General features: G+C 30.8%; 11 protein-coding genes. 9 read left to right on the forward strand and 2 right to left on the reverse strand.

Going from position 1 to position 16439, the window contains the following annotated elements; all coding sequences use genetic code 11:
- Positions 1 to 32: 32 nt before the first annotated feature.
- Together ACY3JM_RS02545 and yicI are read left to right on the forward strand one after the other, a co-directional pair.
- Entirely contained in the window at positions 33 to 2852 is a 2820-nt protein-coding gene (locus tag ACY3JM_RS02545; RefSeq protein ID WP_463111623.1) for a glycoside hydrolase family 3 C-terminal domain-containing protein, read from the forward strand.
- 13 nt (positions 2853 to 2865) lie between these two features.
- Complete coding sequence (gene yicI, locus ACY3JM_RS02550; RefSeq protein ID WP_463111624.1) at positions 2866 to 5193, forward strand: alpha-xylosidase; 2328 nt, start codon at positions 2866 to 2868, stop codon at positions 5191 to 5193.
- Between the two features lie 38 nt (positions 5194 to 5231).
- On the opposite strand, the gene ACY3JM_RS02555 is transcribed toward yicI, so the two are convergent.
- On the reverse strand, positions 5232 to 5675 hold the full coding sequence (locus ACY3JM_RS02555; RefSeq protein ID WP_463083229.1) for a tetratricopeptide repeat protein: 444 nt from the start codon (positions 5673 to 5675) through the stop codon (positions 5232 to 5234).
- Between the two features lie 80 nt (positions 5676 to 5755).
- On the reverse strand, positions 5756 to 6676 hold the full coding sequence (locus ACY3JM_RS02560) for a calcium/sodium antiporter (RefSeq protein ID WP_463083230.1): 921 nt from the start codon (positions 6674 to 6676) through the stop codon (positions 5756 to 5758).
- Positions 6677 to 7174: 498 nt separating this feature from the next.
- Between ACY3JM_RS02560 and ACY3JM_RS02565 the strand changes: the two genes are divergently transcribed.
- From ACY3JM_RS02565 to ACY3JM_RS02595, 7 genes are read left to right on the forward strand one after another with little or no spacing between them, the layout of a single operon-like run.
- A complete protein-coding gene (locus ACY3JM_RS02565; protein WP_463111625.1) occupies positions 7175 to 8374 on the forward strand; it encodes a MalY/PatB family protein in 1200 nt (399 codons plus the stop codon).
- A 24-nt stretch (positions 8375 to 8398) separates the two neighbouring features.
- Positions 8399 to 9799, forward strand: a complete 1401-nt coding sequence (locus ACY3JM_RS02570; RefSeq protein WP_463111626.1) for an alpha-L-fucosidase — start codon at positions 8399 to 8401, stop codon at positions 9797 to 9799.
- Positions 9800 to 9843: 44 nt separating this feature from the next.
- A complete protein-coding gene (locus ACY3JM_RS02575) occupies positions 9844 to 10896 on the forward strand; it encodes a hypothetical protein (protein ID WP_463111627.1) in 1053 nt (350 codons plus the stop codon).
- A complete protein-coding gene (locus tag ACY3JM_RS02580) occupies positions 10897 to 11742 on the forward strand; it encodes a diguanylate cyclase domain-containing protein (protein WP_463083234.1) in 846 nt (281 codons plus the stop codon).
- Positions 11732 to 13195, forward strand: coding sequence for a hypothetical protein (locus ACY3JM_RS02585; protein WP_463111628.1), 1464 nt, complete (start codon positions 11732 to 11734; stop codon positions 13193 to 13195). The genes ACY3JM_RS02580 and ACY3JM_RS02585 overlap by 11 nt, the downstream gene beginning before the upstream one ends.
- The gene (locus ACY3JM_RS02590; RefSeq protein ID WP_463111629.1) at positions 13192 to 14448 is read left to right on the forward strand and encodes a glycosyltransferase family 2 protein; all 1257 of its coding nucleotides are present in this window, start codon (positions 13192 to 13194) and stop codon (positions 14446 to 14448) included. Before ACY3JM_RS02585 ends, ACY3JM_RS02590 begins: the two co-directional genes overlap by 4 nt.
- Positions 14448 to 16439: a cellulose biosynthesis cyclic di-GMP-binding regulatory protein BcsB gene (locus ACY3JM_RS02595; protein ID WP_463083238.1), complete on the forward strand. Its 1992-nt coding sequence runs from the start codon at positions 14448 to 14450 to the stop codon at positions 16437 to 16439. Before ACY3JM_RS02590 ends, ACY3JM_RS02595 begins: the two co-directional genes overlap by 1 nt.

Below are 16439 nucleotides of genomic sequence, written 5' to 3' on the forward strand. Positions count from 1 at the left end.
AATTATTTTGTGAAGGAGGCTTTAAATATTTTATGGCAGATGAATATATTTTTAAGAACCCTTTATTCCCTATTGATGAAAGAGTAAAAAATCTTCTCTCTCTTCTTACCCTTGAAGAAAAGATTAAGTTGCTTCCTACCAGACAAGCACCAATACCCAGATTAGATATAAGAGAGTTTCATATAGGTGGGGAATCCGCTCATGGTGTAGCTTGGTTGGGAAAAGCCACTGTGTTTCCTCAACCTATTGGTCTTGTATCTTCCTTTGATAGAGATCTTATGAAAAAAATAGGAGAAGTGGTCTCATTAGAGGCTCGAGCTTACTACTATATGAGGGGAAAGATTGGGGGACTTATGCTTTGGGCTCCTACTGTAGATATGGAAAGAGATCCAAGATGGGGTAGGATGGAAGAAGGTTATGGTGAAGATCCTTATCTTGCTGGAGAAATGGCAAGTGCATATATACAAGGTATGCAAGGAGATGATGAAGTATATCTTAAAACCGCAATGACTCCTAAGCACTTCTTTGCTAATAATAATGAGAAGGATAGAGATAAATTTTCCGCCAATATTGATCCCAGAAATATGTATGAATATTACTTAGATGTTTTTAGGAGGGTTATAGAAAAGGGAAAAGCTATGGGAATAATGACTGCTTACAATGCTGTAAATGGTGTACCTTGTATAGTAAATCCAATAGTAAAGAAGGTTTTAAAAGAGAAATTTGGATTAAGTGGATATGTAGTAACTGATGCTGCAGATTTTAGTCAAACAGTTACCTCACATAAAACTTTTGATAATCATTACGAGACAATGGCTTATGCTCTGAAAGCTGGAATTGATGCCTTTACTGATGATCCTGATCTTGTTATAGAATCAGCATGGAAAGCTCTTGAAAGGGGATTAATAACTGAAGAGGATATTGATAGGGCTGTTTTTAATACCCTTCGTGTAAGATTTAGACTTGGTGAATTTGATGAAGAAATAAGTAAAAAATTTTATGTTTCTCCTAACAAAATATGTGATAAGGAGCATTCTCAGCTTGCATATCAATCTGCTCTTAAATCTATTGTACTTTTAAAGAATCAGAATAAATTCCTTCCTATAAATAAAGAAAAAATAAATAATATTGCGGTCATAGGTCCTTTAGCCAATAAAAACTATAATGATTGGTATAGTGGTACTTATCCATATAAAGTTTCTATTCTCCAAGGAATAGTAAACAGATTATATAATAAGGAAATAAAATATTATGATTCCTATGATATTATTGCAATAAAATCGGTAAAAAATAATAAATATTTGAGAGTTATAGAATCAGAGATCAGTCCTTTATGGGCTATAAGTGAAGAAATTGGCCCAAGGGAAAAATTTAGATTTATAGATTGGGGATGGGGCAATAAAAGCCTGCAATCTTTAGCAAATAACAAATACTTAACTTGTGATGACTCTAATTTTTCTATCCTGTCTGCATCAGAAGAAGTATTTGGGTGGTTTGTAAAGGAACTTTTCCAAATAGATTCCTTAGGAGATGGTACCTTCTATATTAAGACTTGGCATGGAAAATATCTTTATATAGATGAAGAGAATGGAAATTTGATTAAATTCAAAGATAGTTTTAAAAACCTTCCAGAGGAAAAATTTATAATTGAGAAATTAGAAGATGGTATAGAAAAATCTTGCAATATAGCAAAAGAATCCGATTTAGTAGTATTATGTGTAGGAAATAATCCTTTAGTAAATGGAAGAGAAGGAGAAGATAGAGTAGACATTGTTTTACCAGATCACCAAGAGAAACTTGTTAGAGAGATTTATAAAGTAAATCCTAACACAGTGCTTTTAATAATTAGTAGTTATCCTTACGCTATTAACTGGGCAAAGGAGCATATACCAGCCATTTTATGGTCTTCCCATGGGGGACAAGAAATGGGAAATGCTATAGCAGATGTATTAATTGGAAATTATTCTCCGGCAGGAAGATTATGTATTACATGGTATAAATCTGTAAATGATATACCTCCCATGATAGATTATGATGTAATAAGGGAAAAGAGAACCTATATGTATTTTGATAAAGAACCCCTCTTTCCTTTTGGACATGGACTTTCTTATACTGAATTTGAATATAGTAATTTATTTTTAAATTCTAAAAATTATGGAATAAAAGATGAAATAAGGCTTAGTTTTGAGATTAGAAATGTCGGAGATATGGATTCTGATGAGGTACCACAAGTTTATGTTAGAGCTATTAATTCAAAGATAAAAAGGCCAAAGCTTCAGTTAAAAGGTTTTCAAAGGATATTTATTCCAAAGGGAGAAAAGGTTAAGGTTGAATTTACAGTACCTGTTTCGGAGCTTTTTATATGGGATGTGAGAAAAGAGAAGTATTTAGTTGAGAAAGGAGAATACGAGATTTTAGTTGGTGCTTCATCAGAGGATATAAGATTAAGAGGAAGAATTTATGTGGGGGGAGAGGAAATTGAAGATAGAGATCCTTTTGAGAGAATAAAAGCTTTTAATTTTGATGATGGATACAATTTAGTTTTCAATACAAAAAGAAATTGGGAAGAAACTTATGTAATCTTTCCTAAAGAAGATTCATGGATACTATTTCAGGATTTAAATTTTTATAGACCCTCTCAAAGGATAAGGATGGAAATATCTACTACCAAAAATTCCAAAATGTTTTTATATTTTAGCAAAATTGATAAAGAATTTTCTTTTGATGTAATAGATACTTTTAATGAATGGGAAGAAATTGTTTTTGTTTTAGATGAGAATATTTTAGGTAAACAAGATATGTATATAAGAGGAGAAAAGGAAGTAAAAATAAATTGGTTGAAATTTGAGTGAGGAGGATGATTTTATGAGATTTACTGATGGGCATTGGCGTATTAGAGAAGGTATAAGAATACATTATCCTTTCATGGTTTGGGATTACGAAGTTAAGGAAAAAGAAGTTATAGTATATGCACCTTATACCTTTGTTAGAAATAGGGGAGAAACTCTATTTGGTCCTCTTTTAGAAATTCATTTTTCAGCTCCATTTCCTAATGTTATAGAGGTGATATCGTACCATTTTAAAGGGGTGGTAGAGAAAGGACCATCTTTCGAGTTAAATAAAGATAAAAATTTTAAACCTGAGATATTAGATAAAGAGGATGTGATCATATTAAAGTCTGGAAATCTTAGGGTGGAAATTAATAAAAAAGGAGTGTTTAAATATACCTTCTTCTGGAAAGATAAGAAATTGACGTCTTCTGGATTCAAGCATATGGCTTATGCTATTGATGAAAACAAGACTCCTTATATGGTAGAGCAATTAGATCTTTCTGTAGGGGAATTGGTATATGGCCTTGGAGAAAGATTTAGTCCTTTTATAAAAAATGGGCAACAGGTGGATATGTGGAATGCTGATGCAGGAACTATTTCAGATCAAACATATAAAAATATACCTTTTTATATAACAAATAGAGATTATGGAGTTTTTGTAAATCATCCAGAGAGGGTTTCTTTTGAGATAGCTACAGAGAATGTTGAAAGGGTGCAATTTAGTGTAAAGGGTGAAAAGATAAATTACTTTATAGTTGCAGGAGAAAATTTAAAGGAAGTAATTGAAAATTATACCCTTCTTACAGGAAGGCCTGCTCTTCCTCCTTCTTGGTCTTTTGGACTTTGGCTTACCACGTCTTTCACAACCAATTACGATGAAAAAACGGTAACAAGTTTTATTGATGGAATGAAGGAGAGAAATATACCTTTACATGTTTTCCATTTTGATTGTTTTTGGATGAAAGAATATCATTGGGTTGATTTTGAATGGGATCAAAGAGTGTTTCCTAATCCCGAAGATATGTTGAAAAGGTTAAAAGATAGAGGCTTGAAAATATGTGTATGGATTAATCCCTATATAGCTCAAAGATCAAAACTCTTTGAGGAAGGAAAAGAGAAGGGTTATCTCTTAAAGAAGCCTCACGGTGATGTATGGCAAACTGATGAATGGCAACCGGGCATGGGAATTGTGGACTTTACAAATCCATCTGCAAGAAAATGGTATGCTAATAAGTTAAAAGAGCTTATTAGAATGGGTGTTGATGTTTTTAAGACAGATTTTGGAGAAAGGATACCTACAGATGTGGTTTATTATGATGGATCAGATCCTGAAAAGATGCATAATTTTTATACCTATCTATATAACAAAACTGTTTTTGAAGCATTAAAGGAGGAGCTTGGAGAGGAAAATGCTATAGTGTTTGCCAGATCAGCTACTGCGGGAAGTCAGAAATTTCCAGTACATTGGGGTGGAGATTGTTTATCTACTTATGAGTCCATGGCAGAGACATTAAGAGGAGGACTTTCCTTAGGTCTTTGTGGATTTGCCTTTTGGAGTCATGATATTGCAGGATTTGATAGTTCTGCTACTCCTGATCTTTATAAGAGATGGGTAGCATTTGGACTTCTTTCTTCCCATTCAAGACTTCATGGAAATCATGATTATAAGGTTCCATGGTTATATGACGAAGAAGCTGTAGATGTATTGAGATTTTTTGTAAATTTAAAATGCCAATTAATGCCTTATCTTTTTGCAAAAGCGGTAGAAGCAGTAAATAAAGGAATTCCAATGATGAGAGCTATGCTTCTTGAATTTGAAGAAGATCCTACTTGTCATTTCTTAGATAGACAATATATGCTTGGAGATTCTTTACTTGTAGCTCCCATATTTTCAGAAACGGGAGAAGTGGAATATTATCTTCCTAATGTAGGTATATGGACAAATCTTATAACAGGAGAGAGAAAAGAAGGGGGTAAGTGGTACAAAGAAAAGTATGATTATTTCTCTTTACCTCTTATGGCAAGACCTGGAAGCATAATTGCTATTGGGAATAATAAGGAAAGAACTGATTATGACTATGCAGATGGTGTGACTTTGTATGTTTTTGAACCTCAAGATGGGAAAGTATCAGTCTGTGAAATATATAATCAGCAAAGAGAAGTAGAATTAAAGGTGAATTTGTTAAAAGATAAAGATGAGATAGTAATAAATGTAGAAAAGGATTCTGGAAAGATGTTTTCTGTACTTTTATTTAATACATATGAGATAGAAAAGGTAGAAGGCGGTAGTTTAGAAAAGACAGATAAAGGTATATTAATTAAGCCAAATAAAGGTATAAAAGAAATAAAGATTAGGTTTTAGAGAAAAGCCCCCTAAATAGAATAGGGGGCTTTATTTTTTTATTGTTTCAAATAATCCTTTAAATAATCTATTGATGATTTTGCAGATTCCACATATTCACTATTAGGATAATTTTTAATTAATTTTTCATACTCTTCTATAGCCTTTTTGTAATCTTCAAGGAATTCATAGCTTAATGCAATTTCATATTGGGCATCGTCTGCGTATTCACTGTCAGGAAAGTCTTTTATAAACTTTCTATATGCTTCAATAGCTTCTTTATATTTAGCATCATAATATAATTCTCTTGCCTTTTCATACGCCTCTTCATCTGGTGTTTTTTCCTTTACAGTCTCCACAGGAGAAGTAACAGCAGGGGTCTCAGGAGTGGATCCTTGCTCAGGAGCCTTTTTCCCTGTGGTTGAGATAATCACTCCTATAATTATTACCATGATAATCACCACAATTACGTAAGGAAACCATTTTGGAAGATTCTTGTTCATATCTTCTCTACCTCCCTTTTTATGGATTAGATTCTTCCCATAATATGTTAGACATAAAAATTTTGTAATTATTCCTAATTTTAAAAAATAAAATTTAGTATTATAGAAATGAAATATAAAGAAAGAAGGATAAGCCCTGTTTTCTTTCCTATAATGTTATCCCTTTTAAGAGATATACTCAATGCAAGTAAGGTGATTAGTATTACTGGCATTATATAAGTGATAAATTTTTGATCAACTTTTATGGGATTTATTATAGATGCTATTCCTATCACCACTAATACATTTAGTATACTTGCACCTATTATATTTCCAACTCCTATATCTGGCACTTTTTTTATTGTTGAAATAACAGAATTAGCAAGTTCTGGAAGAGAAGTACCTAATGCTACTAATGTAAGGCCTATTATAAGTTCTGAAATATTGAGAAAGCGAGCAATATTTATACTACTCTCTACTAAAAATCTTGAACTAACAATAACTACTCCTATACTAAGTATCATAAGTATAAAAATTTTTATTGCTGAGTTTTGGTCTTGGTAATTTTCAGACTTGTTGTCTCCTTTAACCCTATAAATTATATAGATAAATATAGCATACAGGATTAATAAAATAAAGCCTTCAAATCTTGATATTTTCATATCAAACATTAATAAAAATAAGAGGAAATTAATAAATAATAAAAAAAATGAATTTTTCCACGCTAAATCATCCACTTTCATGGGAGATATGAGAGAACATATACCAAGAATTAAGGCGGTATTAACAATAACACTTCCTAAGGCATTACCAAGAGCTAAATTACTATTTCCCTTTAATGAGGAGATTATGGATACTATGATTTCAGGAAGTGTTGTGGCAATACTTGCTAGTATAAGGCTAATAACGAAATCTTTTACTCTTAGTTTTATCCCTATTATTTTTAAATATTCAGTAAATTTATCGGATCCTTTTATTAGAAAGAATAAGCTTATTATGAATATTATTACATCTTTTAACATTAAAATTTTCTCCTTTTTTCAGAAAGTATTATCTATAATAGATATTATCATAATAGAAGAAAGTTTGAAAATAGAAGAAAGTTTGAAAAAATTGTAGATTCTGAATTGAAATATTAATAAATGGTTTCGTAGCATCTCTTTTATTATGTAAAATTTTATTTAAAGGGTATAGTATCCATTTTACACTCCCTTAAGTCCCTTAATCTCTTTGAGTTTAATCTCCCATCTTAAAAAATCAAGTATAATAGCCTCTCAAAGTTGATCTGTTGTGTATATAAATTGTCTTATCTCCTTCGGATAATTCAAAAAGTTAATATTGCTTTCCAAGCATGAGGTTTTCCAAAAGGTGTTTAAGTAGCTTTTTGACCTCCTTGTGAAATAAATTTAAAATACCTCTCAAAGATTTGTACAACTAATGAGACAATACCAATGGTTAAGTATGTTTTTTAGTACATTATGCTTTATAATGTTGTAAAATAAATTTTGTCGGAGGCAGTTATGAAATATAACTTTGATAAAGTTATAAATAGACGAAATACAGCCTCATTAAAGTGGGATGCTGTTCATGATATATTTGGGGATAAAGATGTTCTTCCCATGTGGATTGCAGATATGGATTTTGAAGTTGCGAGGCCTATATACGAAGCAATTTTGAAAAGGGCTGAACATGCAATTTATGGATATACTACTATTCCTGAATCTCTTATAGATGCAGTGATTGAAAGAATTAAGTCAAAGTTTAACTGGGATGTTAAACCTGAGTGGCTTATTTTTACGCCTGGTACGGTTTCTGCTTTATATATAGCAATAAAAGCAATTACCTCTATTGGGGATAGTGTACTCGTACAAGAACCAGTATATTATCCATTTTTCAGTGCAATAAGGGATAATGGGGCTCATATTGTAAGTAATGATTTAAAACTTGTAAACTATCATTATGAAATTGATTTTGATTATCTTGAGGATAAATTTTTAGGCAAGGATGGGATATTTACAGGCTCAAATCGTATTAAGGCAATGATTTTATGTAATCCACACAATCCTGTGGGACGAGTTTACACAAAAGAGGAGTTAACAAAGATTGGCGAGATTTTAATTAAAAATGAAGTTGTTGTCATTTCTGATGAAATTCATTGTGAAATTGTTTATACAGGTCATAGACATATTCCTTTTGCATCCATATCAGAAGAGTTTGCAGATAACTCTATTACCCTTATTTCAGGAAGTAAGACTTTTAATATTGCAGGATTAGAAACCTCTATCATAATTATTCCAAACAAAAAACTCCGTAGGAGATTTATTGAAGCAAAAGGTAAACTTTTATCAAATCCAAATCCTTTTGGACTTGTAGCAACAGAAGCTGCATTTCGTTATGGTGATGATTGGCTTTCACAGCTTCTTGAATATCTTGAAGGAAATCTCAAGTTTCTTATGGATTACGTGGAGAAGAGAATTCCAAAGGTCAAAGTTATAAAACCTGAAGGTACATACCTTGCATGGCTTGATTTTAGAGAACTTGGTATGGATAAGTATACTTTAAGCGAATTCCTCCGAAAAAATGCGAAGGTTGGTCTTGATGATGGCTATATCTTTGGTAAATCAGGGGAAGGGTTTGCCCGTCTTAACTTTGCTTGTCCCCGTAGTATTCTTGAAGAAGGCCTTAGAAGAATTGAAAAAGCAGTGAAAGAGATTATTTAAATAAATTATTAAGGAGGTCAACCTATGAGGTATAAAATGCCAGAAGGACCTTTTGAGCCTACTTGGGAATCCTTGAAAAATTATAGGATTCCGGATTGGTATAAGGATGCTAAATTTGGGATATTTATACATTTTGGTGTCTATGCAGTGCCTGCCTTTGGTAATGAATGGTATCCAAGAAACATGTACATAAAGGGTACAAAAGAATATGAACATCACTTGAAAACTTATGGAGACCATAAAAAGTTTGGATATAAAGATTTTATTCCTCTTTTTAAGGCAGAGAAGTTTGACCCATATGAATGGGCAGATCTTTTTAAAAAGGCAGGTGCTAAGTATGTAGTACCTGTTGCAGAACATCACGATGGTTTTGCTATGTATGATTGTAGCTATACCCGATGGTGTGCCAGTAAAATGGGACCTCAAAGAGATATTATTGGAGAACTTGCTAAAGCAGTGAGAGAAAATTATCTTACCTTTGGAGTTTCCTATCATAGGGCAGAACATTGGTGGTTTTTACATGAGGGAATGAAATTTGACTCTGATGTAAGAGATAGGAATTATTTTGACCTATATGGACCTGCCCAGCCTGAAAGTATGCAACCTACAGAAGAATTTTTAGAGGATTGGCTTTTAAGGCTTTTTGAGATTGTAGACAGATATCAGCCTCAGCTTATTTATTTTGATTGGTGGATAGAGCAACCTGCCTTCGAACCTTATTTAAAGAAATTTTTTGCCTATTATTACAATAGAGCCTATCAATGGGGAAGAGGAGTAGTAATAAATTATAAAAATTATGCGGTACCGAGAGAATGTGCAGTATGGGATATAGAAAGAGGAAAGCTTGGAGATATTGATCCCATATATTGGCAGACAGATACCTCCATCTCTCGTCTTTCTTGGGGATATATAGAAAATGATATCTATAAATCAGCTAAAGAACTTATTTGGGAACTCATAGATATTGTAAGTAAAAATGGGAATTTTCTTTTAAATGTAGGTCCTAAAGCTGATGGAACTATACCTGATATTGCTCGTGAGATTCTTTTAAAGATAGGTAATTGGCTTCTTAAAAATGGTCCTGCTATTTATGGTACAAGACCATGGAAAATTTATGGTGAAGGTCCTACAAAAGAAGCTCATGGGCCTTTTAGTGAAAAGGAAATAAGTTATACAGGAGAAGATTTTAGATTTACTACAAAGGGAGATGATCTTTATGCTATTTTAATGGAAAAGCCTACAAAAGGAGAAGCCTTAATAAAGTCTCTTAGTACAAATCTAACTTTATATAATAAAGAAGTTAAGAAGGTAGAGATTTTGGGAATAGGAGAAATTGGATTTGAAAGAGATGAGAAGGGTCTTAGAATACATATTCCAGATTATGATAAATTAGATTATCCTTTAGTATTTAAAATTATGGGGTAAATAAAATAAGAAATTTATTCTTAATTCTCCTGTTTTCTATTATATTGATTATTATTATCTTTCAAATAAAAGATTATTATTATTATGGATTTAAATTAAAAAATGAACTTAAAGCTTTGGAAAGGAGTGTATCATATAAAGAGAAAGAACTATTAAGTTTTATTAGAAGAGATTTTATTGATAACAGGGGATTTATCATATCAAAAATAGAAAATGGAAAGCCTTTGGAATATTCCCTTCTGGAATCCTATGGGGAATTAATGGAATATGCTTTATTAAGGGGAGACAAAAATCTTTTTGATATTCTTCTTTCAATAGTAGATAAATATTTTTATAGTAAAGAAGGATATCTATATTGGAGGATAAATAGGTTAAACTTGAGACCTGATAATAGTACTGCTTTAATAGACTCTATAAGGATCTTGTATGCTCTTTTATGTGCTTATGATACTTTTAAGGATAAAAAGTATATGGAAATGGGAGAAAAAGTAGCAGATGGAATATTGAAATTTAATTCATCAGGAGAATTTTTTGTAGATTATTATGATGGAAATATGAAAGAAAAAGCTAATAAAATTTCTCTATTCTATTTAGATCTTAGGAAATTGAAAAAGATAGCTGAAATATTGCCCTCCTTTAATAAATACTACATTACATCAAAAAAGATTCTTGAAAACTCCGTATCCATAAATAGTCCCTTTTTCCCTAAGGAATTTGACTTCTTTACTTTCTCCTATAAGACCTATTATCCTCTAAATATGTTGGAACAGGTAATTACTGCTATAAATTTTGATGATACGAATAAAATAAAAGGCTTTTTAGAGTTTGTAAAAAATGAAATAAATAACTATAACAAATTAAATACATTCTATATGGATCATAAAGTGCTAAAAGATGAAGAGAATGTAGCAATATATGCTATTTTAGCAAGGTTATTTATTTTTTGTAATGATAGAATAGGGGCTAAGAGGATATTAAATTTTGTTGAAAAATTTAGCGGTAGATCTTCTTCGGGTTACGGAGATTTTTTAGGGAAGGTCTATTATGCTTTTGATCAATTAGAAGTATTATTGACATTAAGTTATATGGAGGAGTAGATGGAAAGGAATTTTATGAAAGATAATCTTATTTTTAGCCTTTTGTTAATTTTTTGGCTTTTAATTCTAATAGTAATATTTAGTACTAGCTATAATGTAAATTTTATTAATTACTTATTGTTTTCTGCTCTTATTTTGAATATGTTGATAGCCTATAATCTTAGGATAGTAGCTGGCTTAATTACTTCTTTATTTTTAGTTTTTGGGTACGGATCCTATCTCTTATATTCCATTATAGTATTGAATACTATTTCTGAGTTTAAATTGGAATATGCTTTTTGGTTAGTTTCGTTTCCTGTAGGAGCTTTTCTTTCGGGAAGTTTGGAGAGGGAATTTAGGGTTTTGAAGGAAAGGCTTAGAGAATTTGAGGAAAGGGAAAAATTGGTTTTATTAGATGATGTTACTGGATTTTATAATCCTTTTGGGTTTTTTCAGAGATTAGAAGAAGAGATTAAGAGGGCACAAAGGTATAAGGAGACTTTTTCTATACTTTACATTAATATTGTGGATTGGAAGGAATTGAAGAATATATATGGAGAGGATGGATATAAGAGTATCTTAAGGGTAATTGCAAATGAAATCTTAAAGAATACAAGGACTACAGACATAAAAGGAAGAATAGAAGATGGAGTTTTGGGCATCATATTGCCAGATGCTGATATCAATTCCGTAAAAATAGTAAAGGAGAAACTTCATAGAGCTTTGGATAAGATCATTGTTGAAATAGGAGGAAAAAGAAGGGTTATATCATTAAAAATTAAAATTGGTGAGGCAGAATTCCAGGAAGGTGAAGATACACTGATTATTTGGGAAAGAGCAAAAGATAGTAGTAAATATGATGTATAAGTTTAAGATAATTCTTATCTTTCTTATCTTAATTATTTTAACCCTCTCCTTTGCAGAGGAGACTAAGAGAGTATTAGTAATCTATGACAGTTTTTCAAGAATAGGAGAAGACTATCCAATTGGGAATCAGTTAGAAGAATATTTGTCCCACTATGGAGTATATGTAGGATCTGTAAATAGTGAAGAGCTTTTACCTGATGTAACCCAATATGATCTTGTTATATATTTGGGGTTTCAAGAGAAGCTCTTAAAAAGGGATTTTTTAAAAGAGATTTCAAAGAGTAAAAAGATTGTTTGGATTGAGGAAAATATAGATCAGTTTGCAAAATATATAGGATGTAGTGAATTCAAGGATGTAGGAAAAAGATACGGCTTTATAGAGTTAAGTTATAAGGGTTATAAACTTTCTTTTGATCCTCAAACTTTTATTCATATAGTTCTTCCTAAAAAAGCCAATGTATTGTCTTATGTATCTGATGATTTAAATAATTTTCCTTATGTATTTCGAGTGGACAATCTTTATTATTTTGGGAGATTAGATTTTAGAGATAGTACTGGAATAGTTTTTTTAGATCTTTTACATGATATTTTAGGAATTAAGCATCCTTCTTTTAAAAAAGCTCTTATAATTATTGATGAAATAAATCCTTTTACTGATGCATCTCTCCTTCAAGGAAAACTTCAAACGGTCTGTTGTCATCAGATTCCTTATTCTATAGTGGTGTATCCCACAGTAAAAAAGGATGGAAAATTATATTATCTTAGTGATAATGAAAAGCTTAGTAAGGTATTATTGGAAATAGAAAATAGTAATATTGGTATAATACAGGGAAGTTATTATGAGAAAAACTACGATTCAAAGATAAATAGTGATTTAAATCTTTTGGCAAGTTATGGAATACATCCCATTGCTTTTAAATTTTACGGTGTACCTTATAAAGAGAGATATATTGATGCTGCAAAATTCTTTAGGATCCTTCTCGGTGATGATCTGATCTTTACAAAAAGATTGTATACACTTATCTATCCAATAAATGCAGGCTTTTATAATCCAAAGGATCCAAAGAATGTGAATTTAATTTTAAGAAAAGCAAAAGATTTTTTGGCTTTGAGGGATGCCATATTAGGAATTTCTATACCTATATATTTAGATAGGGAAGACATAGAAAGGCTTATACTGGGTTTGAAAGATTTGGGTTATGATTTTCTTGATCTTTTAAAAGAGCCATATCATGTGGAGAATAATAATTTAATAATAATGAATAAAAATGGGAAAAAAGTTGTTGTAAGCAATGTATTGCCGTATTCAAAAAGTAGATTAGAAAGGTTTTTTGAAAAATTTGTTGAATATTTAAGAATTATATTGATATTCGTAGTAACAAGTTTTATTGTTATTATTCTTTATCTTGTGTTTTCCAGAATCAGATTATATGAGAGGGGAAAAAGGCAGTGAAAGTTCTGACTTTCTGGGATTATGCTTTTGTAATATCCATGGTAATGACTTGGTCTGTTCTTTTATATCATATCTTGCTAACCTATTTTGGATATCGCTATTTTCTTATAAGTTTAGACTTTGAAGAAGATGAAGAGATAAAAGAGTATCCTTTTATCTCTGTTTTGGTGCCTGCTCATAATGAGGAAAAGGTTATAGGCAATACAGTAGATGCTATAGCGAGGGCTTATTATCCTCGTGATAAATTTGAAATCATAGTGATTAATGATAATTCTACTGATGGGACAGGAGAAGTATTAAAAGAGAAACAAAAGTTATATCCAAATCTTAAAGTACTTGAGATTAAGCCCCCCTTAGGAGCTAAGGGTAAATCAAATGCTCTAAATCAAGGATTAAAGATAGCGAAGGGAGATTATATATTGGTTTATGATGCTGATAATACTCCAGAAAGAAAAGCAATTTATAATTTAGTGAGATTTATAATTAAGGATGATAATCTTGGAGCAGTGGTAGGAAAGTTTAGAACGAGAAATAAAGATAAAAATCTTCTTACAAGGTTTATAAATATAGAAACACTTAGTTTCCAGTGGCTTATTCAAGCTTCAAGAAACTATTTTTTAGGTCTTACTACTATTCCTGGTACCAATTTTATAATTAGGAAAGACCTTTTGGAAAAAATTGGAGGATGGAATATTCATTCCCTTACTGAGGACACAGAGCTTACTATAAGGATATATAAGGAGGGATATAGAATAAAATGGATACCACAAGCAGTAACTTGGGAGCAAGAGCCAGAAAGATTAAAGATTTGGATAAAACAAAGAACAAGATGGGCAAGAGGTAATATTTCTGTTATTGCTCAGTATTTGAAGAATATATTTAGTTTAAGAAGCAAAATTGCTTTTGATATTATTTATTTCTCTTACATCTATCTTGTGGCTTTTTCTGCCATTTTAATATCAGATATTATTTTTGGGTTGGGGCTTTTAAAAGTTATAAAACTTCATTTGGGAGGGCCTCTATTTACTATATGGATATTAGCATATTTACTTTTTATAACTGAGACTTTTATATCTTTGAGCTTGGAAAGGGGAGAAGGTAATTTAAAAAATCTTCTACTTATATGTCTTATGTATTTTACATACTGTCAATTATGGCTTTTTGTTGTTATCAGGGCAATCTATTTTACTCTTAAAGATAGAATAACAGGTAAAACTGTGAAATGGTATAAAACAGAAAGGAGTTCAGAATAATGAGGAGATGTTTGTTTCTTTTTCTCATAATATTAATGATGGTTCCTGTTTTTGGCTATGATAATATAAAAGTGTACAATTTACCTATAACCTCTCAAGATGTTCTTCTTAATTTACCTTTAAATAGGTACTCTTTTTGGTTTTATATTCCGGAAGGTGTAAATATATTGGACAAGTGTTATTTAAATCTAAATTACTTTTATTCAGAGACCATAAAGTCTAATGAGTCTTTTTTTACCATTTTAATAAATGGATATCCTATATCCAGTAGTTCTATTGTAAAAAAAGAAGGAAACTATGTGAAACTTACTGTTAAGATTCCTGTAAGGAGATTAAAGCACGGCTTCAATGAATTAACAATTTCTACAAGACAAAGAAATATTGAGGGACCTTGTAAGGATTTGGATAATGATGCTAATTGGTTCATCATTAACAATACTTCTATTTTACATCTTGAAACATCAGATAAGCCTTATAAAATTTCTTATTTCCCTTATCCCTTTATGGATTTATTATCTCTAAAAGTGATTAATTCCAATATCTATTTAAATGAGGTATCAAATCAAAATTTAGATATTCTCTTTAAGCTTGTAAATAATCTTTCGATAAAGGAGAGATATAAAAGGCTTTCTTTTAGGGTGTTTTTGGATGATCCTTATGTTAAAAAAGGAGAAAATCAAATATTAATTGGAAGTTTAGAAAGATGGAGAATTTTTAATGATAAAAGTTTTACTAACATAGATGAGGATTCAGGTTTATTATATTTAGCTAAATACAATGATAATTTGCAAATATATATTTCTGGTAAAGGAAAGGGTATTGAAAAGTCTATAAAATATCTATTGAATCCTGAGCAGGTAAAATTAACAGAGACAAATCCTGTTATCATAACCTCGGAGCCTTCTTTATCTGAAAGAGAAATTGAAAGTAAGAAGGTTTTGACTTTAAAGGATCTTAGTTATAGTAATGTGGTAATTTCAGGAGCCCATCATCAAAGTTTTTCTTTCTCCTTAAAATTACCTATAGGTTATCAATCAATACAGACAGGTTCTTATATAGAGCTAAAATTTTCCCATTCTCCTGTATTAGATCCCGAGAAATCAGGTATAACTCTGTATATTAACGGGATTCCTGTAAAAGCAGAAAGGTTATATGGTGGGAATATAGAAAGTGGAAGATTAAAAGCATATTTTCCTAAGGATCTTTTGAAAGAAAAGGAATGGAATATTGAAATAAAAGTTTATCATGCATTGAAAGATGGGGATTGTGATAAAAGGTATGATGAGATTGCATGGACAAAGATAGATGGTGATTCTGTTATTTACTTAAATAAAGGTTATGCGGAAGAATATCCTAATTTGAGGAACATATGGAGTGGAAATTACCAGGATATCTATATATGGTTTCCTCAAAATCCAACTCCTTACGAAATATCTTTAATGGCTACATTGATAGGAAAGATTTCGCAAAACACAGGTAATATTTATAACTTTAAAGTAATTTTAGGGAATGAATTGAAAGAGGAAATGAAGGATAAGGATATCTTCTTTATAGGTAGTTTCTATGATGATAGATTAAGGAAAATTGAGAAAAATCTATGGGTAAAACCAGAAGGTAATAAATTTATATTTAAAAAAGATTTAGGTATATTCTTCGATGGTTTTACAACAGATATAGTTATGCAATCTGATTATTCTCCTCTTGGAGGAAATGGGAAACTATATGTTATCTTATACAATGACGAAAGTTCTCTTATTAAGTTTAATAATTTTTTAGATGATATAAGGAATATAGGAAAGATTTATGGACAAGTTTTCATAATGACAAAACTTGGAAATACATCATCTTTTAATCTTGTGGAAAGAAAAGAAAGATTTATATCTATTTTTGAATTCCGACCTTCGATTCTATATCTTGCAGTATTTATAATAGTTTTAGCAGTAAATATTATTATATTAATCTTTTTGAGAAAAAGGGAGGTCATGAAATAA

The sequence above is a fragment of the Dictyoglomus sp. SSW genome (assembly GCF_055181335.1).